The sequence below is a fragment of the Scytonema hofmannii PCC 7110 genome, from assembly GCF_000346485.2.
Classification (GTDB): domain Bacteria; phylum Cyanobacteriota; class Cyanobacteriia; order Cyanobacteriales; family Nostocaceae; genus Scytonema; species Scytonema hofmannii.
Genome location: NZ_KQ976354.1, coordinates 11,020,836 through 11,044,731, shown reverse-complemented (window position 1 = coordinate 11,044,731; position 23,896 = coordinate 11,020,836). Strand labels below are relative to the sequence as shown.

Here is a 23,896-nt window from a genome sequence, read left to right as displayed (position 1 = left end):
CCAGATTTAAACCTCAGTTAGAAGCTTATCGTTGATTTTCATGACAACTTTCGATCATCCACCCAGAATCTTGTTTTTATATGGCTCTTTGCGGGAGCGTTCCTATAGTCGTCTTTTAGCAGAAGAAGCCGCTCGAATCATCGAGGGATTTGGTGCTGAAATCCGATTTTTTGACCCTCGTGAGTTACCTATTCACAACAGTGTACCGGATACTCATCCCAAGGTACAGGAATTACGCGAGTTGAGCCTGTGGTCTGAAGGTCAAGTCTGGTCTTCACCGGAAATGCATGGCAATATTACTGGTATTATGAAAAACCAAATCGACTGGATTCCTCTATCTCTAGGCGCAGTCAGACCAACTCAAGGCAGAACCTTAGCAGTCATGCAAGTGAGTGGGGGTTCTCAGTCTTTTAATGCTGTGAACACTTTGAGGATTTTGGGGCGTTGGATGCGAATGTTTACAATTCCCAATCAGTCTAGTGTCGCTAAAGCTTATCAGGAGTTTAATGAAGACGGAACGATGAAGGATTCACCTTACCGCGATCGCGTCATTGATGTCATGGAAGAACTTTATAAGTTTACTTTATTGTTACGCGATCAGGTTGACTACTTAACAGACCGTTATAGCGAACGTAAGGAAAAAGCAGCCAAAGAGATAACAGCAGTCGCGAATAAGGCTCTTGAGATGAACTAAACTACATAAATTACATTTCTTGTGGGATGGGATGAACTGGGCTGGCGAGGACGCCTACCCCACAAGAGCTTCTTTTAAGCCACAACCAGAGTTCCTATAAGGAACTCTGGTTGTACTTGCAGTCTATTACAGCAGTTTTCACCTAAATGAACCACACTGTTTGTAAGGACACAATGCCTTGCGCCCCTACATCTGTGGTCTATTTAGTCTATTTACCTGAAAATGGCTGTAAATTTTCACTTGACAATCAAAACGTGAAAGAATCCGTTAAAGCCCACCGATTATGCCCCCATCATCGCGTGTAATGACTACCGTCGCAGAACGTGGGCGTCCAGAAAGACCGTAGCCTTGACTGTGCGGCCAGTTGCTATACTGGGTTGGATTAGAGGCGACTGCATCATCTCCTGGGTGTTGAATGTTAATGAACATGGCTTTGCCATCAGGTGTGGTAATAACGCCAGTGACTTCACAGTTCGTTGGGCTAGTTAGGAATCGTCTAATCTGTTTGGTGTTGGGATCGGCACACATCATGACGTTGCTACCGATGTTTTTCCAATCTCCAAGACCATTACCCTCTTGGTCAGTTTGAATCCACAGGCGACCAAAGTCATCAAACCAGAGACCATCTGGTGCGCCAAAGGCGTCACCGTTGATGTTGCCAGTCAAATTTTCCGCAGGATTGAGGCTGTCACCGCATTCAACAAAAAGATCCCAGGTGAAAGTAGAGGCTGTAACAGTTCGTCCATCCTCGCGCCAACGGATGATATGACCGTAACGATTGTCGGGGCGTGGATTGGCAGCATCGACTGGAGGACGTGCGCTACCTGCACCTGTCGTACCGTCTGCTTGGTTAGAGGAGACTGGAGTTGTTCCGCGACGATTGTTGTTGGTTAAGGTACAGTAGACTTCAATCTCCTCAAATCCTCCTATCCGGGGACGTACCGCAGTCCACTCTGGGCGATCCATCATGGTTGCTCCAACTCGATCTGCCGCTTGTCGTGTCTTAATCAGCACTTCAGCTTGGCTTCTGAATCCATTTTCAGGTGTGAGACCGTTTTGACCGTAGACGAGAGGAATCCACTCGCCAGTACCATCGTCTTTAAATTTAGCAACGTACAGAGTGCCGTAATCTAACATATCGCGGTTGGCGTTGCGATCGTACTTGTTCAAAGATCTGGCACAAACGAACTTATAGATATACTCGTTACGCTCGTCATCGCCCATGTAAAAAGCTACACGATCGCTCCCGTCAACCACAACTTGAGCGCTTTCGTGTTTGAAACGACCAAGCCCGGTACGCTTGACTGGCGTGCTCTTAGGATTGTACGGATCGATCTCAACAACCCAACCAAATAAATGAGGTTCGAGTGGATTTGTGCTGGCATTAAAGCGTGGATCGACCTCATGCCAACGGTAGCCAGATCCTGTTCCGGAAATTCCGTACCGATTCTGTCCTGCTAGGATATCAGCTTTGTCTACACCTGGAATTGGCTCTACATCTCCTGCGGGGTTTGCAAAATAACCGTTCCAGTTTTCCTCACAGGTCAAGTAAGTACCCCAAGGCGTATATCCGTGAGCACAGTTGTTGAGGGTGCCGTATGTAGTGTAACCGTTATTCAACCGGACAGTATCAATTGAACCGTTTGGTGTAATCTGGAACTTCTTAGATTTCAAGAGTGCATCGCCTGCTGCTGGTCCCGAAACGTACATCTCAGTGTTTCCAGTGATACGACGACCATAAGGGGAGTAGCGATCTACACTCCACTTATTCCCACTCTTGACAATTTCCACAACAGAAACACCGTGAGCAGCTTGAGATTTCCGCACCTTCTGAATTGTCACTTGCGAACCGGGCAACCCTCGCTGTGCAGCAGTCCCTGTTGCTGGAACAAAGGTCAGACCATCAGAATGAAGAATTTCTTCATGGGTATACTCATGGTTTACACACAACAAACCGCGCTCTTGGGAGCGACCAAAAAAACCACGTTTTTTCAGTGAGAAGTAATGCATACCATCCGCATGCATCCCAAACTGCTTTTCCTGTGTTGCAGCATCCTGGGATGCATCTGCTTGCCACTCCGGTCCACCAGGTGCGATGGGGTCACCCCAAGCAACCAACACTTCAGCTTTATATCCAGCAGGAACACTAACAAGATCCTTTTCCAAGAGACCTGTACTTGAGTTATTTAAATTCGGTGGTATGCTCTCAAAGCCAATACCGCCAAAGCCTGCTCCGGGTGGGATTGGTGCTGCCTCGACAGTGCGGAGAAAGCCACCAATAGACACCTCACCTATAACGGTAAGCGCTGATGTAGTTGCTGCCGTTAGTATGAACTGCCGACGATTCATACCCATGCGCCCAATCACATCAAGAATTGACTCGTTGTTTGATGGGTTGATTGTGACATCATTTTTAGGGTGAAGGGAACCTTTCATTTTGATTGCTCCATGTAATGGGTATAAGAGGATGTGTTAAAAGTCCTCTTGTTGGTAATCGCCAAAAGTTAAATTTCGGGTACACATTCAAACAAATTTCATTCTTAACTACATAAATTCCTATTTTTAAAGATAGGCAAAAAGCTTCTCTATTCACTTACTTATTAGAATATTTGCCTTCAATAATTAGAATCCTAGATTAAAGTTAAAATTAATTTCTGTTTAGGTTAAATTTGGGTTAATTTTTTGAAAAAATCAGTAGTTTTTCTGATTTCTTTGATATATTAATTATGAGATAAATTATTTTTTTATATAAAAAAGTGTCTGCAATCGATTTACAGAAATAGGAAGGTAAACATCCATTCCAAATCTGTATTAATGACAGACAAAGTGTTGTTTGATTATATATATTAAGTAAATCAGCACTAGTAAAGCTAACCAGTCAAAGTATTCACTGGTCACTGATTACTGTTACTAGCTCTTTTAGCCTCTTGTTCAGTTTGGAACTTAGCTTGTCTGCGTAATACTTCCGCAATGGTTACATTTGGCTCTGGAACTCCTTCAAAGGTAGTTCCGATTTCAGCTTTATGGTATTGAACTTTTGCCAGTTGATAGCCTTCATCTGGTAACGGAATATAGCCTACAGTAGTTGCTAAGTTTTTAGCATTGTTCAGATAAAACTCAACAAAAGCTCGCAATTATGGCTTATCTTGAGTGGACTTTGAATTGACATAAATAAAGAGCGGGCGAGACAAAGGTTGATACTGAGCATTTTTCACGACTTCAGATGAAGGAGAAACTGAACGTTTGTCGTTATCAATTGCTAGTGCTTTCAGTTTGTTTTGGTTAGATTCAAAGTAGGCAAAAGGAATATAACCAAGTGCATTTGGATCTTTGCTTATCCCATCGATTATCATCTTCACTACCTGTGTAGTCAGAACAACTATTGCTTTTATTACCCACAATAGCTTCGTTAAAGTAGTCGTATGTACCAGAGTCTTTGCCTGCACCATAAAGTTTTAATGGCCGATTGGGATATGTTGCTCGTATTTGATTCCAATTAGTCACTTTACCCTGGGCTGCTTTGTCCCAAACTTTTTTCAGTTCTGCTACCGTCACATCCTTTGCCCAGAAGTCTACTATCTCAAGCCAAGTAAGTGTATTTCGTACATACTGAGACTAAGTGTTTCTGGGAATTTGGGCGATCGCATACATCACTCTCAAGAAACACGGGGAGTGGGGAGTAGGGAGTAGGGAGTGGGAAAAGAGTGTTTCTTTCATTCATAAGAGGTGGCACGCCGCCTGTGGGACGCTCCTAAGTAGAGGCACGATCATCATTATTTCAAAAAAAATTGATTTTTCAAGCAAAAATTTACAAACAGAAACGAAAACGACAGAGCACGTTTTTCCTTGCAATTGTCATAAGTACACAATGTACCAAGATCGCCATCAAGTAGATAACTGGTAAACTTAGCAAAAAGACTAACAAGCACAAATGGGCAAAAATACATCTTTTTTGGGTGGTATCTTTCAAAAACACCTTTCTCGCTTGGCTTTTACCTATGCCATACCAATTGGTGTGCTAGGAGGTTTAATCGGTTTGGGTGGTGCTGAGTTTCGTTTACCAGTACTTGTAGGTGTTTTAAAATACCAAGCACAACAAGCAGTACCTCTTAACCTCAAGCTCACGGAAAAATAGCTTCAGTCTTGATAGCAGGAGAATACAAATGGCTCGTATCCTGATAGCAACCTTGCCAGCAACTGGACACTTCAACCCAATGGTTTCGATAGCCCAAGAGTTAGTCAAGTTTCTTAGACTCTTCTGCTCATATTACCCAATCGAGACACCCGATTTCTAATGACCTGAGTATCAGAACTGTATTCTTCAGTAAAGTAGTAACTATAGCGTTCATTGTTGGAAATTACTCCATTCACCACTTGCCCCAAAACATTCTGCCCTGATTTTTCCAAAAGTTCTTTAGCAAAGATAGCATTGGTAGCATCAATGACCCCAGGTCGCACCACAAACAATACACCGTCAGCCATTTGACCTAACGTCACCGCATCAGCCGCAACAGTTAAGGATGGAGCATCAATGATGACAAAGTCGTACTGAGATGCAAAACTGTCAATTAAACCAGCCATGCGTTTTGAGTCAAGGAGAGACCCTGGAGAAGGAGGTACAACTCCAGAAGTGAGGACATATAAATTATCCATAACTTTTGCGATCGCTGTCTTAACATCAACCTGTCCCACGATCGCATTGCTTAAACCTTTGTTATTAGGTAACTCCCAAATCTGCTGTTGAACTGGACGATGTAAATCTCCATCTATCAGTAAGACTTTTCGTTCCATTTGAGCCATAGCTATGGCTAAATTAGCAGCAATTGTTGATTTTCCTTCTTTAGGTATAGAGCTAGTCACAACTATTACTCTAATTTCTTTATCAGCACTCACAAATTTCAAATTTGCCCGCAGCATCCGGAAAGCCTCACTAAGATATGAGCGAGGAGTATCCCTAACTACAAGTTGATGTGCTTGTAATTCTAGCTGTTGATAACTGCGAGGCAATTTTTTCGACTTATAAAAAGAAGGAATAACTCCTAATAAAGTCAATCCCAATAACTGCTTTGCTTCATCAATGGTTTTGATTGATTTATCTGTTGCTTCCAATAGATAAATAGTCGCCAAAGAAGCCAAACTAGCTACTAAAGCTGCACTTACATAGACAAGCGTTCTAGAAGACACGGGTTCATCTGGAATTTCTGCCGCAGATGCCATCCTAGCATTACCTATATTTTGATTTTCTGCAATTCTACTCTCTTGCAGCTTTTGTTGAAGAAGTAAATAAGTAGATTGCGCCACTTGTACGTTGCGTTCAGCTTCACGCTGTTGCTGTTCTAGCTGAGGCAAATTTTTGAGCCGTTCTCTGTAAATTGTTTCTAACTTGTTTAAAGCTGATAATTTATGACTTAACCCTTGGTGAGTTGACTCTAATTCTACTAATTTAGCAGAGAGTTGCTGTTGCAAAATCCCTACTTGAAGGTTATCATTTTGATTTACAGGTGTTGTTCCTGCAACCTGTTTTGTTCGCCTTTGCAGTATCTGTTGTAAAACTGTTAACTTGTTTTCTAAATTTTGGATTTCGGGATGTTCTTCTTGGAGAACAGTCCGCCTAACTGCAAGTTGAGACTCGGTTTGCTGAACTTCTTTGAGAATATCCTGTACCCCTGGAGACTGGCTGAGGGAAGTCGTGGTGACTGCCTTTTTCAGGTTCATGCTTAATTGTTGGCGAATTGTTTCAGCCTGAAAATCGACATTGACGATTTCAGATGCAGTGTTTCCGAGTTGTTTGTGCAACTCTGCAATCACTTCTACTGCTTTGGTTGCTTCTTGTCCTAGGGCAACAACTTTGTTTTTTTCTTTGAACTCACGCAGTTCCGCTTCTGCTCTCTTGACAATTAATTCTGCATTGGGAACCTGTTTTTCCAAAAACTTACGGGCAACTGTTGCTTGGGTTCTGTGGGCATAAATATTCTGCTCTAAATAATTCTCCATCAAAGCGTTAACAACTCGTGCAGCCTTTGCAGGGTTAGTATCCATATAGGACACCTTGAGTATGTCGGTTCTTTGAATATCATTTACAGTTAGTTGTTTCAGAAAATCCTTATATTTTAGAGGCTGCCCGTTCTTCTCTTGTAAGTTAAGTTGATTAATAACTTTTTTGACAATAGGAATAGAACGTATAATTTCTGCTTCTGTGTTAAGAGGGTTACTTTTCTCCTGTACCACTGACTCTAACTTCCCAATTTCTGCTCCTACTCCTGTAAGGGCAGAAATTGTATTTGTTCTTTCAAAAATGAGCTTTCCTTCTGCTGCATAAAATGGTTTTTTCAGCATAAATGAAGCTAAAGTAAACACTAGAAAAACTGGAAAAAATACTGCTATGATAGTTAGCCAACGGCGTTTGGCTATGTACCAATATTTATCAAGTATGAAGGAAGATTCTTGGAATTCCATAATTTAAAAATAGGGAGTGGGGAGTGGGGAGTAGGGAGTAGGGGAGGAAGATTTTCATGATTGGTGATGAAATTTTTTCATCGCGACTGCCTGGGAATATCTTCTTAAGAGGCTCCGCCTCCTGCATTCAGCAAAAGCTGGTGAGGCAGAGTCTCGCAGACTGCATTCCCAGGCTCCGCCTGGGGACGAGAGACCAGAGAGTGACAGTTATGTACAAACTCGATCACAGAAATTACTCTCTCTAAGTCTTCTACTGTAAGATTAGATCCAGAGGGCAAGCACAAACCGCGTGCAAATAAATATTCAGCAATCACACCGTCAATACATTTACTTTTAGTAAATACGGGTTGTAAATGCAGGGGCTTCCATACAGGACGAGTTTCTATCTGCTGTTTGGCAAGTGCTAACCGAACCTGTTCTCGATCTGCGCCAAAAGCTTCTGGGTCAATGGTTAAACAGGTCAACCATCGCGTGGCTCGTCCAAAATCAGCTTCAGGCATGAATTCAATTCCTGGTAAATTTCCCAACGCTGCTGCGTAAGTCTCATAGTTTCGGCGTCTAGCAGCTATTCGCTCATTCAAAACACGCAATTGACCCCGACCAATTCCTGCTAAAACATTACTGAGGCGATAGTTATAGCCTATGTCGGAGTGTTGGTAATGAGGAGCTAAATCTCGTGCTTGGGTTGCTAGAAAACGGGCTTTGGCTACGAGTTTTTCGTCATCAGAAACTAACATTCCACCACCAGAGGTAGTAATAATTTTATTCCCGTTGAACGAGTATATCCCAATGCGCCCAAAAGTACCCGTTGCTCGACCTTTGTAAGTTGCTCCTAACGATTCAGCCGCATCTTCTATCAAAGGAATCTCATAATGAGCGCAAATTTCCACAATGGGATCGATATCTGCACTTTGACCGTAGAGATGCACCAGAACAACGGCTTTAGGGAATTTACCGCGTCTGGAACGGCGTTCTAATGCTTCCCACAATAAGTCGGGATTCATGTTCCAAGTCATCAGATCGCTATCGATAAAAACTGGTTTTGCGCCTAGATATGTTATTGGGTTAGCAGTGGCAATAAATGTGAGTGTCGAACAAAAAACTTCATCGCCACGTTCAACGCCAACTAATCTTAACGCTAAATGAAGTGCTGCTGTTCCAGAACTTAAAGCAGCCGCATGACGCGCACCAGTCAGTTGACAAAATTCTTGCTCGAAAGCATCGACATGGGGTCCTACAGGGGCAATCCAGTTTGTGTCAAACGCCTCTTTCACAAATTCCAGTTCGCGATCGCCCATGTGGGGTGTTGAAAGTAAAATAGGTTTTATCATCTCCATCTCCCTCTTTACTATTTGATGGCTGTGCAACGATATGCGGGGAAAAAACCATTGACGAGTAATTTTTCAGGTTCTGTCTCCAACATTTGTGCTTGGAAATTAACTAGATCCAGATACTTTTTTTCATTAATAATCAGGCGCATGGTTAAAAAATTGTGTCTTTGTTTGGAAAAACCTGATTTAAACTCATAAAGGCTATCATGAGAACTTCCCACTCCACCGCCCAAATGGAAAACTTTATTGCCTCGTTCTTTAGCCCAAAATCTCACATAATCTAACATGAGTTTACTTGGTGCTTGTTTCAAAAATCGCTCTCTTGTTCCTGAAAGATGGAATTGTACAATACCACAGCATTCTGTGAACAACCCAGCACAAGTGACTTCCCCTTGCCATTCAACAATACATAAATGAATTTTTTTGCCTAAGATTGCCAAATTTAAATAGTAGCTATAATCAAAGTAATAGGAATTATTAGCCTCCACGCGATGCATTGTTTCTTCATATATTTCAATAAAATCATCGATGTACTCCATAAATGGAACCATTTTGGCTACCATACCCGCACGTTTGCACTTACTAATTCTCGTGCGATCGCTATTGCGCGTTTGTTGCCATATTTCTACTTCAGAAAGCTCTAAATTGATAGAAATAGTTTCACCACTGACTTGACAAACACGAGGAGGTAAAAGCTTGTCTAAACCTTGATTAAGAATTGGGTGAAGTCGAAAAAATGCCGAGCACACGTTTTTATAAAACAATACAGTCTTTAACTCTTCAATTGCTTGTTTTAAAAACTGAGGTGAATGAGTTGCTGCTTCATTGAACAAAATTCCGGGATATCCATAAGGAGAGATAACATCAAAAACTTCTTTTTCCTCTGGAGCGCAACAGCGTAGTAAATAAGGTAAAAAGAAGAGTTTATCATCTTGAGTCAATAAAATAGCTTCTGGTATTGTGTTAGTTCTAATGGCATCCACGTATATATACTCCGGTTCGTGATAAATATCATGTGGAAGTGTTTTCAAGGTGTTCATCCATAAGTCACTGGATAAAGTAATAATTTGAGTTACCATGGTTTGATTCCTAATTTAATTGACTAGATACTTCAAAAACAGAGTTTCTGGGCGAACAATCAAGGGATAGAGATTGTATAATTTGTAAGAAACCCGGTTTTTTTGAAAGATGAGCGATCGTTATCTTGAATAGTGTATGTATACAGTCTCTGATTTCCTAAATTTGCATTATTAGATTGCAAAAGTGATACTTTGATAGTTTCATTGTTTTCGATTTTGCTATCATTTCTAATTTCAATAGGAAAATACTTATACTTTTCTCCTGGTAAAAAGGTGAGAGTTCCGGAAAGTAAGTTATAATCTTCATTGCTTGTTGCTGTTCCACCTGTGACAGAATAATTAACTGTTATAGGTTTTGCTGAAAGATGGCTGAGCGATACTAAGGGATAATCGGCTTTAAGAAATTCGCTACCACTGTTGCTATTGAGATAAAATTCTACAGATGGTTGTTTATTTGTAATACTATAAAGAGTTGTAGAAACAAAGCTTTCGTGTAAATTTAAGCCAAAAGCTTTAGCTTTCAGTACTGTACTTTTAGTTAGCTTAATTGAGCTTGTATAAAGTAAAGATTTTTGACTGGGTTCACTACCATCAAGAGTGTACCGAATAGATGCATTTGGTGCTGTTGTGCTGAGTTGAACAGAAACTGAATCAGCCACAGATGTTGTTCTGATTGGATAAAATACAGGTTTTGCAGTTCGACTTCCAGCAGTGAAAAGCGTATACTTTGCTTCTTTATCCTTAATGGAAATACGTTTTATAGAATTTCCATTTTCATCAAAGTATTTCTTACCTGAGTTTAAATTTATTATCTGAGTTTTTCCTGTTAAATTAAAATAAGCAATTCCTCCCTCAAAAATTCTCCAATAAAGACGGTATCCTTCACCTTTGCCTAGCTCTTGTTTGTCTTGTGCTGGATTTGTAGAATTGCCAAGTAAATTCTTAATTTTTGTATAGCGTTTTGGATCGATTTCTAGACTGTGACCATCATCACCACTATAAAAGCGGTTTTCGCCTGCAAAAATCAAATAAGCAAGATACATATTGCGAATAAGTTCATCTTTGTTACGCGTGTTAGGTTGATATATCTGTACTTTATTGGCTGAAAAATTTTGCATTCGTCTGTAAGAACGATAAGTTCTTAACCTTGCATAATCGCTACCAGAACTATAAATTTCGCCAAGAAAATCTTCTAGTAATACTCCATCAGTATGAGCAAAGATTTCTTTATACTGGCTCTCATCAGAGATGCTTCCTTCATTACAAATAGTTTTGATATCTGGTGCAAGTTCTTTTAAACGTTTAAAAAAGTATTGAACTGCTTGTAAAAATTCTCTATCATTTTGTGGAAACGATTTATCCCATTTTATTTTGTTAGTATAATTGCCTCGATCATCAAATACACCATAAAGATTGTAGATAAAAGCACAATTGTCTAATCCCACCCACAAATTTTGATATGAACCTTTTTGAAGTCTGTTGCGGATATAGTTTTTAATAAAAAAATCAATATAGCGTTGGTCGCCAATATTAACTGCTTGTGCTTTTTCTTTTGATTGCCACTCAAAAATGACAGGTCTTTTCTTTCCTTGATAAGTGGCAGTTATCCAAAGAGGAGGACGGCGTTGGGCTAACTCATCTAATTCATATTTTTTTAACTCAGCATATGGAAAATAAACATAGTCATCTTCATCCTGGGGATGAAAGTGTTGAAAACGCCCATGAATACCTTGAATGGCTTCGGGATTCATGGCGGAGAAAATATCATTATAATGAGGTAAACCTATGTAAGCACCAACTTTTGTCCAGTCTTGATCGTGGGGAAATACGTAGTACAATCCTCTTTCATTGTCTATGACTGTTCTTACCGTTTTTGATGGTACGGTTGGTAGTATAGTACTGAGCCATAAGGCTGTAGTTATGGCTATAGCTCTGGTAAATGCGGTGAAGTTTTGCATATATATTTTTGTCTCACGCACTCGTTGCGAAGAAGAAAGTTTGGTAGCATTATTTCTCTTTTCTCTGTGTTCTCTGCGTCCTCTGCGGTTCAACAAATTATTTTTTAACCTTACTAGGCGCAGAGTACCCAGAGAGTAGGCGATCGCTTAACTCAATTTACTGACTGTGGGATTCAACTGACCTCTAAATTCTTCTGATGAAATATAGCCTTGTTGGCTGATTCCTTCTTGCTGCAAAACTTTAAAGGCTGTTAGATAAAGAATTTTTAAGTCCAGCCATAAACTCCAATTATTTACGTACCAAACATCAAGTTTAAATTTTTCCTCCCAACTAATAGCGTTACGACCTTTAATTTGTGCTAAACCCGTGATACCTGGTTTGACTTCGTGGCGGTGTGCTTGTTCGGATGTGTAGCGATCGAGGTATCTCACTAATAATGGGCGGGGACCGACAAAACTCATGTCTCCTTTGAGGACATTCCATAATTGAGGAAGTTCGTCTAAACTGGTTTTGCGGAGAAATTGCCCAAATGCTGTCAGGCGTTTTTCATCAGGAAGAAGATTGCCTTTTTCATCGCGATGGTCTGTCATTGTCCGAAATTTATAGAAGGTAAAAATACGAGCGTTTTTACCGGGACGGGGTTGGGTGAAGAAAATTGGGTGACCCATCTGAATGTAGATGGCGATCGCCAGTATCAACATCAGTGGCGAAAGAATTAGTAGTGCAATTGCTGCAACAACTTTATCTAGCAGAGACTTGATGATTTTGCTATGTCTAGAGAAATAAGCACCTGGTAAATATTTGGTAATCATTGATGTATCCTCTGTTTTCTAAAAAAGTTTGGAATGAAGCAGCACTATCTCTTCTTCAATACCTGATGCAGAATCGGGAGGTAAAAGTTTTAAATACTCTTGGTATAAGGCTTCCCAAATGGGTTCTTGACGGAATTTTTGTAAAATGCGATCGCGTCCTGCGTTTCCGTGTTGGTAGCGTAATTTAGCATTTTGTATATATTTCCGAATTTTCTCGGCTAATACCTCAGGATCGCAAGGTGGGACTAGTAGTCCCGTATAGCCATCTTCTACGGCATCCACACAGCCTGGAATATCAGTGGCGACTACAGGTAATTTCATTGCTGATGCTTCTAAAAGAACGTCGCCCAATCCTTCACGATAAGTAGGTAAGGTAAAGATGTCCATTGCTGCATACAATGGTGGCATATGACTCATTCTTCCAGTCATATGAATGCGCGGGTCGCTCATGAGTAATTCTTTGGCATCGTCAGAGAGTGGATCTTGGGGTTCAAAATAGCCAACAACAAGTAAATGCAGGTTGGGAAATTCTTCTCGTAAGATTTGCCATGCTCCTACTAATTCTTCTACGCCTTTATCGCGAACGAGGCGACCAACAAACCCAAGGACGATCGCATCTTTTGGAATACTGTATTTTCTGCGTATTTCTAGACGGGTGTTGGAAGGTAAATTGGCAAGGTTAAACCGATCTGATGCGTCTACACCATTGTAGCTACCTCCTAACATCACTGTTATCTTTTCTGGTGGACAAAGACCTTCCCTAATGGCAACTTTACGAATTGAGTGACTGACGCTAATAACTCGATGTGCTAGCAAGCAAGAAACTTTTTCACTCCAGGTCAGCAATACGCGCTTGTAGCCTTTTGCCGTCATCAGTGGTAAACCATGAATATGGTAAATCAGAACAGGTACTCCTGCAAGCCAAGCAGCGATCGTTCCTAATAGACCACCTTTGGGAGTGTGAGTATGAACTATATGGGGACAAATACGTCGTATGTGCTGCCAAATTTGAAATATAGAGTAAATGTCTTTTAATGGGGTAATGCTTCGTGGCATTGTAACTGCATATGTAGGCACTTGCTCGCGCTTGCCGAATTCTTCTAGAAGGTCTCCGGGAGAGGATAGGGCATGAATTTCAACTCCTCGTGCCTTCATGTAGCCTATTTGTCCTTTAAAAAAGTTGAATGATTCGGGTACGGTAGTAATGTGGAGTAGTTTAATGTTTTTGGACATTGTTTTTGCTCCTGTTGAAATATAAACCGCAGATGAACGCGGACGAACGCGGATAAAGAAGAATTAGAGGAGGGTGATTTCAGGTTGAGTGTAAGATCGATAGGTCAGCCATTCTTGAGTGCGATCGCGCACATATTTGTAAAATTTAATCCGGCGTTGGCGTAAGATGTCATCTCTGTAGAGTTGGGCTTTTTCTAGATTGCGGGCTGACATGACAGCCATGCGTTGTGGGTCTGCTAAGATTTCGGAAATTTTGGCTGCTAAACTAGCTACATCGTTGGGAGGTACCATTTCCTCTGGGAGTAGTAGTTCGGGGAAGCCCCCTACAGAGGAACCAATGCAAGGTAAACCTCGCGCCATCGCCTCAATTGTGGCTCTGGGTAAGCCTTCTTGTCGAGATGGCAAAACGAAAAGATCGGCTCGATCTAACTGTTTAATAACTTCATCTCTGCTATGCAATTGACCGCAAAAAGTAACTTGCTTGCTCAAGCCTCTCATTTGAGTTCTTGCTTCCAATTCTTGCTTGTATTTGCCATCTCCTACCCAAATTAATCGCAGGTCTAATCCTTGTTGAACACAAATAGCGATCGCATCAATGAGTATGTCTGGAGCTTTATAGAGTTGAGCTAAAGTACCTACGCATACGAGAATGTATGGTGGAACTTCACCTCGTGAAGGTGGTGCAGTGACAAAGGTTGAAGTTGGCAAATGAATACTGGAAAAATGAGTAGAAAATGCCTCAGCGTTAGGAGGATATCGACGTTGAAGAGCTTTTTCCGTAACGTAAGCAGCCGCAGTAGCTTGTTTGCATTGATGCTGTAATCGTTTTGTAAACCACCAACGGAAAGCTGGACGCAACAGATGTTTGTAAGCACCAGGTGCAAAAACATCATATGGGTCACCTATCACCTCCACACCGTAAGGTCTTGAAGATTCTAGTGAATGTTGAACCATTCCACCAATTTCACAAGGTATGCGTAAATGTACGGCTTCTGCATTGGCTATAGCGTCATTGACAATCTGTTTGACGCAACGATAATTTTTGGCATACTGCCATACACCTCGATAGTCTGGTAGTGGTACTGGCTTAATTCCCACTCCCGACGCCATTTTCCATCCTAACGGTGGTATGTCACGTGGTGTTGCACGTACTAGCAGATGAACTTCATCATATACGTCTAGATATCGAGACCAAAATTGATAAGATACAGATGGATCGGAAGTCCATAATGTTCCATCTTTTATAATAGCAAAACGAGCACTGGTTGTGACTAATACACGCATATAAAATTTTGGATTTTGGATTTTGGATTTTGGATTTTGGATTTTAGATTGAAAAATCTTGAAATTTCTCTCTTCTTTCTTTTCTTGGCGCTCTTAGCGTCTTAGCGGTTGATAATTTTTATCTATCAAATAGGACTGCCATACGACAAATGCTTAATCAATGTTAGGTTCGTACTTCAACCCAACCTAAAATTCACAATTGTTTTTTTAGAACTTAAAAGAAGCACTAAAAAAGGAACTGCACCAACTGTGACTAGAAAAAAGATGATATTATCTAAGTCACCAACAAGAATAATAAAGTTAAAATTGACGAGCATTGGTAGCATAAGCAAACGAGTATCTAAAGCAGACAAGGTCTGAAACCAACGTTCAATATATCCAACAACAATCCCCAATAATATAAAAGCAAATGGAATAGCAAAAGGACCGAAGTTTAGCATAGTTTCTCCAGCTAACCCGTAAACCTTAGAGGATACAAAGTCTTCAGGAGCATATGAACCCATTCCGTATTGTAAATCTGTTCCTTCTTGAGACTTGTTAAATGGCTTTTCAGGTAAAGGCCATAGTGGTTTGGGTATTAAAATGCTAAATGCAGCAAAATATGTTCTGCCCCACGCTAGTTGATAATCAGTATCAGGATGCATAATTCTGTAGAGCATAAAAGCATGTAAATCGCTTCTACCTAAATCCCCAAGTATGACATTATCCCAAGTTCGACCTTTTTCTTGTATGTACTCTTGTCGTGCTTCCTGTCCTTGGAAAGCAACTTCAACTCCTTCGATACCTCCTGATTTTAAAAAACCATAAAAGAACATGAAAAGAAACACAAAGACAAGGACAAGACCAATCTGTTTTTTATTAATGGGTCGAATCCACAAATGAATCATACCCACAGCCCATAACAGCGCCCAAACTGTATTACTCCGACTCCCTCGCAGACCGCCAAAAAGTAACTTCAGTCCAAAAAATACAATTAGAACGATGAGTAGTACGCACCAATTTTGCAAATATTTCTTATTGCGAGCATAGATTGTAAACCCCATCATTGCTATAATTGGGAAACTTTCACAAATCATCAATAACCAGCCCTGACCTACCCCAGCCTGACTTTCTAGATCGGCAAAAGCATTGATATATCCTGCAAGCCCTCCATATTGTTTGTAAACCAGTAACTGCAAAACACCACAAAGAGTCAGAGCAAAACTAAGAACAATAGCAAAGTGCTGCTTATTTATTATCCAAACCGTCTGTGCTAGCTTTCCCTGAGCAGGCTTTAAATAAATCTCCCTGGAGAAGCGATACATTAACAAACCCAAAAAGTTAAGAATTGCCATACCGCCCAACCAAGGTCGCCAATCGTTAGGAGGCGTAATACCATCAAACCATTTATCCCAACCAACATGAAGTAAAGGCGCTAAAAAGAAAAAATGAAAACCCAATAAACCCAGGACACCGATAGGAGAAAAAATATCTAACCGACCCCGAAACCATTCAATAGCATCAATACAAATTAAGATTCCACACAACGTCACCGGAATCACAAACCAATGAAGGAATTGCTCTGAAGTTTGAAAGAAAAAGACCAATGTGAGAATACAAATCAAGATAGCAAAGATAACACTATCGTTACGAGATTGAGTCTTAATATTTTGTTGATTCATGTTATACTTCCTTCCCTCTTTCTTTGCGTCCTTTGCGTCTTTGCGGTTCAAAAAGAAAAATTTATAATTCAAATTAGTTTGTAGTGACAATATATGCGCTAAAGCGCAACTACAAACCAATGAATTGACTCAAATAAGTATTCTCCAACTGCTTTACTGCTGTTTTAATATTGAACTGACTATCTACCATTTGTGCGAAAGCATCCGACGGACTGACTCTAGAAACCGCATCTCTGTGTAGCAAAAGCATCTCAGCCCACAAAAAAGCAGGCAAAGATAGAGAAACCCGCTTCACCAAAGGTAGAACAATATCTCCTTGTTCTGGAACAACATCTGAAATAACACTGGGAAGCCCCGCAGCCTGCGCCTCAAGCCGGACATTTCCCAATCCTTCATACAAAGAGGGAAAGAGAAAAACATCCATGGCACCACGCATCAGTCGCGGTATGTCAGACCGAACACCTGCAAAAATAACACGATCGCCTAAACCCAATTCTACGGCTTTTTGCTCTATATCTGGGCGCAGGGGTCCATCACCCACAAGCAAGAGATACATTTTTGGTTCTCGTTGAATAACCTCCGCAGCAATATCCAAAATAAATGTATGATTTTTCACAGATGCAAAGCGACCAACATGACCGATAACAAAAGCATCAGCTGGTATACCCAACTCAGCACGCACTTGGGCTGAATCGATATACCCATGAAATTGAGTCAAATCAAATCCATAATCAATCACCCGCCAACGCAAATCGCGATCGCAATCCGAACCAAATATAGCTGCTAGCGCCTTATAACTACTCCCCAAACCAACTGTTGCAAAGCCGTTAATCCAAGACTTCATTAAATGGAAATATATACGTCGATAAAACCCTCCCCTCTGCTCGCTAGAAACTGTATCTGTATGAGTATGGGCAATCCGAATCGGTACACCAGCATACTTTGCTAGACGAAGAACATAACCACTAAAGTGATGGACGTGGCTGTGGACAATATCATAAGGTCCAAACTCACGCAGAATACGTTGAAAATTTACGGCATAAGCCCAAGGGCGAGATGGAGCAAGACAGGGAAAAATTCGACACCCCATCGCGCGAATCTCCTCATCATAAGCACCCGGTTGAGTTGTATGAACTAAAAAGTCCATCCTGTAGCGATCGCGATCGATATGCCTTAAAATCTCCATCAACCAAGTTTCAATACCACCCCGATTCATGCTTCCAAGAACATGAAGGATGCGAATTTCTTCAGTGACCAGCGATCGGTGACCAGTGACCAATAATTGTCCGCGTTCATCTGCGTTCATCTGCGGTTTCATATCCACCCCCATAACAACCTTCACAGTTTTTGTTTTTTACGCTCAATCGAAAAAAGAATAAAAATTGTCATAGCACAGCTAAAGAAGGCAGAAGCACAAACAGCCCAAGCCGCTCCCACAAGCGAATATCTAGGTATTAGCAACCACGAAAACCCCGCAGTCATTATAGTTGCAACCAAAAAAGGAATAGGAAATTGGTCAAATTGTCTCGTTGCAGTCACTCCACTTCCCAAAAAAGAACCGACATATCCTATACCCGCAGCCACCATCAACCAAACAAAGACATCAGCTTGCAAAGCATACTCAGACTGATAGAGGAGTGTCAGAATTTCCCGACCCATAACAACAGCCACTAAAACACCAAATACACCAAGTAGAAAACCGATCGCAACTAACTTAAGAAGGAGTTGCCAGAAAGCGGCACCATCTTCATCTGCATAATATTTTGCCAATCGTGCGCTAGCTGATTCACCAAGTGCATTCACCACCATACCCCCTACGACTGTCAGATAAGCCATAGCAGCAAACACACCTAGTTCCCGTTCACCTAAATATTGTTCAATAATGTAACGGGGTATGTTTGTGTTCAAAGAAATTAGCATCATCACAAAACCGAGTGGTAGAGCAAGCCAGACTAACTGTAGTAATGTTTTTAACCTCCAACGCGGTTGCAATGCGATGGAATTATTCAGAATCAAGACAGCATTGCGGATGTCGTAAAAAACCAAAACAACAGCCCACCCAACAGCCAAACCTACCGCCCCCCACATCACACTCCCAGCAAGATATACCCCACCACTTAACAACACCAGTGACAGCAAACCTCTCAGCATCAAAGAGATAGCAATACAATCCATACGTTCGTGTTGCTGAACAAGCCCGTAAATCAAATCACAAAAAGACTCCAATGCCTTAGCCAAACCAATTACCAAGATAATAATAGATGTCTCCCAACGATATCCGGCAATGATAGTTACAAATACAATCATCACAAGTGCCAAAGCTGTTGTCACCAACCTTAGCCCCAAGTAGTCGCTGAAAAGATACTGGTTTTTGGCATCTGTAACCTGAACAGCCCGCAACTGTAAATTCGCAAACAGTACGATTGGTGCAGTCACCGCTAGCCCCAAGGTAAACTGTCCCACCATTTCTGGTGTGCCAAGTTTTGCCAATGCTACCAAAATACACCACTGGCAAGCTGCATAGACAAGATTACCTGCAAAAGTCCAAGAAAAATTTCGACCTAATGTGAGTGGCTTGTGGTGTTGCATTTTATAACTTATAACCCCCTCATTTTTCGTGCGAGTAAATACAACTTGCCTTTCATCGTGGTGGCATAACTCTGGTTAAAATTTTTCACAATTTCACCACCAAATTCTTCTTTGAATTTATTTATATTTAGTCTTTCTTGATCTGTGTTTCCTGCATACCATCCTCCTAAATCGTAAGCGGCTATTCCCAAACTTTTAAACTTCAAAATATCTTGCCAGTGAAGATAACGATTTGCACGTCCAATGATTTGGGTTGCTATTTCGCTGTTTTTCTTAATTGATACAGAATGTAAAAGACGAACTCGGTTTTCTCCCCGATAATAAACGTGCCAAACTAATGGTCGCTCGTCGGGTAATTGGACTGTAGAAATATTTAAAATGCTAGCCTCTGCATATTGCATTAGGCGATTCCTTTTGAGTTTGCTTAGACCTTTTTCCAAAGCAAAACTGTCGTAGGCATTTGAAAAGTTATTCACCAGTTTAGCATCAACGCGATCGCCATCCCAAAACTGATAAATAACTTTATCCTTTTGAGATGCCCGTCTAATCTTATATTTATTATTTCCATGAAGTTTTTTCCAAAGTTCATCCTCATTTTTTGTTAAATCAATTAAAATTGTGTAAAAATCCTGATATTCAAATTTTTCAATAGGATTTGTTCTTTGAAGATAGTAAACCAAATCTACAAAACTCGTATCTTGAAGTTCTTCATCAAACCAAACTTCTGCTATTGAGATAATTTCTTTTCTCAGAAGAGCCATTTTTCTCCTACCTAATATCTCCAAATCAAGTTATAATTATTATCAAATCCAAAAACAAAAACTATACGATATCCATCCACACAAGCCAACCATTGACCTTTCTCAGTTTGATGGGGGTCAATATTGTGCATTCCAATTTTATTCCAACCATGACCGCTAGCTTTAAGGATAGAATTGTTTGTAACTGCGACTTCTTTATAAGTTGTTTTTGTCAGATCAGTAATTTCAACAACTCGAACTTGATTGCCATAAAAGCCCTCAACATCTTGAGTATATCGAAAAATTTTTCCATCAGATACAACAACTCTACCTCCCGGTCTAGCGATATTTAAATTTTCTTGAATAACAGGGCTATTAGGATGTTCAATCCAATTCCCCATTAACTCACTAGCATAATAAAGACGCAAGATATTCCCCTTAAAAGAAGTGGTAAACATCCACCACATTCCCTTGTCATAAAAAATAGAAGAATCTACATAATCAGAACCATCCAGTAAAATTTTTACAAAAGACCATTGATTCGGAAAATTGATCGCCTTATATAACCGAACAGAATTGGCCTCATAACTTTCCGGAATCATGTAATAGTCATTATCCACTTTAAACACATAGGGATAAGATAAATGAAAAGGTTCATCAAGAACAATTTGTCGATAATGCCACTTAAAACTATCATCACTCGTCGCTAAACCTATATCTCCCTTATTATCTCGACCATTTAACACCTCAAAAAACATATACCACGTGTTGCGATCGCAAACCATAAACGGGTCAGCAACAAAGAGGGCTGGTACATCCGTGACATCCTTTGCAGTCAAAACAGGATTAATCATCCCATCAGGCGAACCAAAATCAAACAGAGATTCACCCACATAAATCCCAATAGACCACTCACATCTTCTTCTAATAACAGACCTAACAAACCTCTTAAAATAAGCAATACTTTTCCCATCACCCACAGAGAGAGTATCAAACCTTTGAAATATATTATGTAACCCCAACCCAATACTCATGATTCCTTCCTTTGTATCTGCACTTTCTCTTCCTCTTTCTTTGTGTCCTTTGCGTCTTTGCGGTTAAAAAAGAAAAATTCATAATTCAAATTACTCCTTTCCCACTCGAAGACTGTTTATTTAAATGAACCGCAAAGACGCAAAGAGCGCAAAGAAAGAGGAAAAGAAATCGGTAATCTTATAGCGATTTTAAAGTTCCTAACCCGTGAAAACTTTCCTGAACTGTAACACCCCACTTATTACCCAAAGGCGCATAAATCCTCAAAGATTCCGAGCTATATCCAGAAACAATTTCTTCAAGCAACAATTTGATAGTATTACAATCATTCTGATAAGCAGCTTGACACAAAGCATTTATTTGACAATTCAAATTCTTAGAAATAATGCGACTGGCATTCTTCACAACAAATAAATTTTCGTGTTCGGTATCCTCATACTCCTCTCCAGGAATAAACAACTCCTCAAACAGCTTTTCTCCCGGACGCAAACCTGTAAACACAATATCAATATCCTTATTAACCTCATATCCAGAAAGACGAATCAATTCCTTTGCCAAGTCTACAATTTTCACAGGTTCACCCATATTCAGCATTAACACCTCACCTCCACGACCAAGAATTGCAGCCTGTAAAACAAGTTGAACAGCCTCTGGAATAGTCATAAAGTAACGACAGATATCAGGATGAGTCACCGTAACCGGACCACCCGCAGCAATTTGCTTTTTAAACGTCGGTACAACACTTCCACGACTACCTAAAACATTGCCAAAACGCACAGCAACAAAAGGTTTACTACTTTCTCTAGCAGCTTGTAAGACTAGCATTTCAGCAACTCTCTTGCTTGCGCCCATGATATTGGTTGGATTGACTGCCTTATCTGTAGAAATCATCACAAAGTGTTTCACATCATACTGTAAGGCAAGATCCAACAGATTTTTGGTTCCTAGCACATTGTTGGTGATTGCTTCTGGTGAATTTAATTCCATCAGAGGAACGTGTTTGTGTGCGGCTGCATGAAAAATCACATCAGGACGGAATTCCTCAAAAGCGTATTTCAGCCTGTCTTGAAAGCGGATATCGGCAATGAAGGTAGAAATACAGGGAGTTTCTATTTGTGAAACACCATTTTTTTTCAAACCTTGAACAAACTGTTCGAGTTCTTGCTGAATATTGAATACAGAATTTTCTCCGTGTCCTATCAGTATCATTTTAGCAGGACAGCATCTAAAGATTTGACGGCACAATTCACTGCCAATCGATCCACCCGCCCCTGTAATCAGAACTTTCTTATCTTTGAGAAATTGCGAAACTTCTACAATATCTGTTTCTATGGGTTCGCGTCTGAGCAAATCCTCAATTCGCACATCCCGAATGCTATCTACTCGCACGCGCCCGTTGAGAATTTCATGTATTCCAGGTAGAGTACTGGGTTGTATTCCAGTAGCTTTGCAAATATCTACAATTTCTCGAATCACTTGTCCTGCAACTGTCGGCATAGCGATGATAACTTTATGAATGTCAAAAGATTTTACAACATCAGCAATGCGATCGCGATCGCCAACAACAGGAATACCGCGAATCCGTGCATGAAATTTTCGAGGATTATCGTCAATGAAAGCAACAGGATGAAAACCAAGTTGCGGATTTCTTTGCATTTCTTGAACTAGAGACACCCCGGCACTGCCTGCACCAATAACTAACACCCGTTTTTGTGGGTTAAATGTATGTTTTGGGTTAACGCTTTCCAAAGCTCTAACACTAAAACGCAATGCCCCTATAAAGATACATGAAAGCAAACCATCAATGAATGGTAGTGAATGTGGCAGATTGTCTACAGTATGATGAAATATATAGTAAACAACGTAAAAAACTAAAGTTTGAACGATCGCGGCTGCTGACATCAGCATGGCTAGAAAAGAGAGTTCTTCAACACTAGCATAGCGCCAGTAACGTCTGTAAAAACCACAGTTCCAAAATACACTGAGTTTCACTGTTAAAAACAGTATTGTCACTGCTGTTAAATCTGAAACATATGGTTCTAAAGCTAGATTGCCATCTAAACGCAGGATTAATGCAAGTATTGGAGTGATGGAGAAAATAACAAGATCGCAAATAAACAAATGACGGTTTCTCAGATTGAGCAAGCTGCTCAGCAAAGAATTGATTGATTTTTGACCGAGCCATTGAGAAGTCATAAATAAGTATGTTTTCTATGTGTTGAAGAGACAAAAATTCAGATCATCCCACAACCAGAACGGGTAGGATTTCAAGGAACATAAGGCATTAGCCCTAAACTTTTAGTCTGAAGGTCTCGTGGTACAAGATATGAAATTTGATGCCCGACATAGAGTACCTCCACGGCGACTACTTTTTGTTAATGTGAGTTTGAAAATACTCTTGAAGACGCTGAGAACTATTAGTTACAGCTAGACAACTCAAAAGCCACAATATTTTTAATGACGTAGATATTAGAATCTCTTTAATTTCCAACATAAAGGTCAAAGTTGGGACACTTGTGAGGAAATTCTTAAGAAAATATTAAGGGAGTCATTACGATTAACAGTGACCAGTGACCAGTGACCAGTGACCAGTTAATCCCATACTTCAAAGCAGGGGATTTGAATAAGGCTGACGGCGCAAGATTCCCGACTTCTCTAAGAAGTCGGGAATCTGCACTTAACATATTGTAATTTTATCTTTATGAAATTATTACATTTCTTTCTTATTCTTCCAAAGATAGAATAATTATAAGATTCTGATACTGGCTTTTCAGTAATTTAACGGTGTAGGTGAAATATAATTTAAGTCTGAGGGGATTGATTGATAACAGTTAAATAGGTTGTTCTTACTTTAAAGATGTTCATCACCATAAAGTATAAAATGGTCGGCAACCTAATAGTTATATCTACGGTGATTGAGACTCTCTAAGATTTTTGTATTCATCAAATCTTTATCCCTAAAGTTTAAATTAAAGTTGCAGTCAGAGAATTTTTATATTAAACTGCAGTCTAGGTGTTATGGGTTT

Annotated in this window: 18 protein-coding genes; 2 read left to right on the top strand and 16 right to left on the bottom strand. The window is 40.3% G+C overall.

The window, feature by feature from the left end; genetic code table 11:
- Nucleotides 1–40: 40 nt before the first annotated feature.
- Nucleotides 41–694, top strand: coding sequence for an arsenical resistance protein ArsH (gene arsH, locus WA1_RS46455; protein WP_017744912.1), 654 nt, complete (start codon nt 41–43; stop codon nt 692–694).
- Nucleotides 695–961: 267 nt separating this feature from the next.
- Here arsH and WA1_RS46450 read toward each other — a convergent pair whose 3' ends face one another.
- The 3 genes from WA1_RS46450 to WA1_RS61475 form a co-directional block, all read right to left on the bottom strand.
- Nucleotides 962–3,130 carry a PhoX family protein gene (locus tag WA1_RS46450; RefSeq protein ID WP_017744911.1) on the bottom strand — a complete coding sequence of 723 codons (2,169 nt, stop codon included), beginning with the start codon at nt 3,128–3,130 and terminating at the stop codon, nt 962–964.
- Between the two features lie 458 nt (nt 3,131–3,588).
- Nucleotides 3,589–3,828 carry a hypothetical protein gene (locus tag WA1_RS61015; RefSeq protein ID WP_026134825.1) on the bottom strand — a complete coding sequence of 80 codons (240 nt, stop codon included), beginning with the start codon at nt 3,826–3,828 and terminating at the stop codon, nt 3,589–3,591.
- Nucleotides 3,829–4,143, bottom strand: coding sequence for a type 2 periplasmic-binding domain-containing protein (locus tag WA1_RS61475; RefSeq protein ID WP_026134824.1), 315 nt, complete (start codon nt 4,141–4,143; stop codon nt 3,829–3,831).
- A gap of 482 nt (nt 4,144–4,625) precedes the next feature.
- Between WA1_RS61475 and WA1_RS46430 the strand changes: the two genes are divergently transcribed.
- Nucleotides 4,626–4,829, top strand: a complete 204-nt coding sequence (locus WA1_RS46430) for a hypothetical protein (protein WP_017744909.1) — start codon at nt 4,626–4,628, stop codon at nt 4,827–4,829.
- Between the two features lie 113 nt (nt 4,830–4,942).
- Here WA1_RS46430 and WA1_RS46425 read toward each other — a convergent pair whose 3' ends face one another.
- From WA1_RS46425 to WA1_RS46365, 13 genes are all read right to left on the bottom strand, one after another.
- On the bottom strand, nt 4,943–7,150 hold the full coding sequence (locus tag WA1_RS46425; RefSeq protein ID WP_017744908.1) for a GumC family protein: 2,208 nt from the start codon (nt 7,148–7,150) through the stop codon (nt 4,943–4,945).
- Nucleotides 7,151–7,254: 104 nt separating this feature from the next.
- Nucleotides 7,255–8,481, bottom strand: a complete 1,227-nt coding sequence (locus WA1_RS46420; protein ID WP_081403081.1) for a DegT/DnrJ/EryC1/StrS family aminotransferase — start codon at nt 8,479–8,481, stop codon at nt 7,255–7,257.
- A gap of 17 nt (nt 8,482–8,498) precedes the next feature.
- Complete coding sequence (locus tag WA1_RS46415; RefSeq protein WP_017744906.1) at nt 8,499–9,560, bottom strand: hypothetical protein; 1,062 nt, start codon at nt 9,558–9,560, stop codon at nt 8,499–8,501.
- A 59-nt stretch (nt 9,561–9,619) separates the two neighbouring features.
- Complete coding sequence (locus WA1_RS46410; RefSeq protein WP_017744905.1) at nt 9,620–11,518, bottom strand: chitobiase/beta-hexosaminidase C-terminal domain-containing protein; 1,899 nt, start codon at nt 11,516–11,518, stop codon at nt 9,620–9,622.
- A gap of 147 nt (nt 11,519–11,665) precedes the next feature.
- Nucleotides 11,666–12,331, bottom strand: coding sequence for a sugar transferase (locus tag WA1_RS46405; protein WP_017744904.1), 666 nt, complete (start codon nt 12,329–12,331; stop codon nt 11,666–11,668).
- Nucleotides 12,332–12,349: 18 nt separating this feature from the next.
- Nucleotides 12,350–13,564, bottom strand: a complete 1,215-nt coding sequence (locus tag WA1_RS46400; protein ID WP_017744903.1) for a glycosyltransferase family 4 protein — start codon at nt 13,562–13,564, stop codon at nt 12,350–12,352.
- Nucleotides 13,565–13,627: 63 nt separating this feature from the next.
- Nucleotides 13,628–14,848 carry a glycosyltransferase family 4 protein gene (locus WA1_RS46395; protein ID WP_017744902.1) on the bottom strand — a complete coding sequence of 407 codons (1,221 nt, stop codon included), beginning with the start codon at nt 14,846–14,848 and terminating at the stop codon, nt 13,628–13,630.
- Nucleotides 14,849–15,024: 176 nt separating this feature from the next.
- Nucleotides 15,025–16,509: a hypothetical protein gene (locus WA1_RS46390; protein WP_017744901.1), complete on the bottom strand. Its 1,485-nt coding sequence runs from the start codon at nt 16,507–16,509 to the stop codon at nt 15,025–15,027.
- 109 nt (nt 16,510–16,618) lie between these two features.
- On the bottom strand, nt 16,619–17,815 hold the full coding sequence (locus WA1_RS46385; protein WP_081403175.1) for a glycosyltransferase family 1 protein: 1,197 nt from the start codon (nt 17,813–17,815) through the stop codon (nt 16,619–16,621).
- Nucleotides 17,816–17,847: 32 nt separating this feature from the next.
- Entirely contained in the window at nt 17,848–19,098 is a 1,251-nt protein-coding gene (locus WA1_RS46380; protein ID WP_017744899.1) for an oligosaccharide flippase family protein, read from the bottom strand.
- 8 nt (nt 19,099–19,106) lie between these two features.
- The gene (locus WA1_RS46375; RefSeq protein WP_017744898.1) at nt 19,107–19,859 is read right to left on the bottom strand and encodes a hypothetical protein; all 753 of its coding nucleotides are present in this window, start codon (nt 19,857–19,859) and stop codon (nt 19,107–19,109) included.
- Nucleotides 19,860–19,870: 11 nt separating this feature from the next.
- Complete coding sequence (locus WA1_RS46370) at nt 19,871–20,872, bottom strand: glucosamine inositolphosphorylceramide transferase family protein (RefSeq protein WP_017744897.1); 1,002 nt, start codon at nt 20,870–20,872, stop codon at nt 19,871–19,873.
- A 178-nt stretch (nt 20,873–21,050) separates the two neighbouring features.
- Nucleotides 21,051–23,066 carry a polysaccharide biosynthesis protein gene (locus WA1_RS46365; protein WP_017744896.1) on the bottom strand — a complete coding sequence of 672 codons (2,016 nt, stop codon included), beginning with the start codon at nt 23,064–23,066 and terminating at the stop codon, nt 21,051–21,053.
- Between the last annotated feature and the right edge of the window lie 830 nt (nt 23,067–23,896).

Excerpts from the sequence above, each read along its gene's own strand:
- arsH (WP_017744912.1), top strand. The coding sequence starts at position 41 with ATGACAACTTTCGATCATCCACCCAGAATCTTGTTTTTATATGGCTCT.
- WA1_RS46450 (WP_017744911.1), bottom strand. The coding sequence starts at position 3,130 with ATGAAAGGTTCCCTTCACCCTAAAAATGATGTCACAATCAACCCATCA.
- WA1_RS61475 (WP_026134824.1), bottom strand. The coding sequence starts at position 4,143 with ATGGTGCAGGCAAAGACTCTGGTACATACGACTACTTTAACGAAGCTA.
- WA1_RS46430 (WP_017744909.1), top strand. The coding sequence starts at position 4,626 with ATGGGCAAAAATACATCTTTTTTGGGTGGTATCTTTCAAAAACACCTT.
- WA1_RS46425 (WP_017744908.1), bottom strand. The coding sequence starts at position 7,150 with ATGGAATTCCAAGAATCTTCCTTCATACTTGATAAATATTGGTACATA.
- WA1_RS46420 (WP_081403081.1), bottom strand. The coding sequence starts at position 8,481 with ATGATAAAACCTATTTTACTTTCAACACCCCACATGGGCGATCGCGAA.
- WA1_RS46415 (WP_017744906.1), bottom strand. The coding sequence starts at position 9,560 with ATGGTAACTCAAATTATTACTTTATCCAGTGACTTATGGATGAACACC.
- WA1_RS46410 (WP_017744905.1), bottom strand. The coding sequence starts at position 11,518 with ATGCAAAACTTCACCGCATTTACCAGAGCTATAGCCATAACTACAGCC.
- WA1_RS46405 (WP_017744904.1), bottom strand. The coding sequence starts at position 12,331 with ATGATTACCAAATATTTACCAGGTGCTTATTTCTCTAGACATAGCAAA.
- WA1_RS46400 (WP_017744903.1), bottom strand. The coding sequence starts at position 13,564 with ATGTCCAAAAACATTAAACTACTCCACATTACTACCGTACCCGAATCA.
- WA1_RS46395 (WP_017744902.1), bottom strand. The coding sequence starts at position 14,848 with ATGCGTGTATTAGTCACAACCAGTGCTCGTTTTGCTATTATAAAAGAT.
- WA1_RS46390 (WP_017744901.1), bottom strand. The coding sequence starts at position 16,509 with ATGAATCAACAAAATATTAAGACTCAATCTCGTAACGATAGTGTTATC.
- WA1_RS46385 (WP_081403175.1), bottom strand. The coding sequence starts at position 17,815 with ATGAACGCAGATGAACGCGGACAATTATTGGTCACTGGTCACCGATCG.
- WA1_RS46380 (WP_017744899.1), bottom strand. The coding sequence starts at position 19,098 with ATGCAACACCACAAGCCACTCACATTAGGTCGAAATTTTTCTTGGACT.
- WA1_RS46375 (WP_017744898.1), bottom strand. The coding sequence starts at position 19,859 with ATGGCTCTTCTGAGAAAAGAAATTATCTCAATAGCAGAAGTTTGGTTT.
- WA1_RS46370 (WP_017744897.1), bottom strand. The coding sequence starts at position 20,872 with ATGAGTATTGGGTTGGGGTTACATAATATATTTCAAAGGTTTGATACT.
- WA1_RS46365 (WP_017744896.1), bottom strand. The coding sequence starts at position 23,066 with ATGACTTCTCAATGGCTCGGTCAAAAATCAATCAATTCTTTGCTGAGC.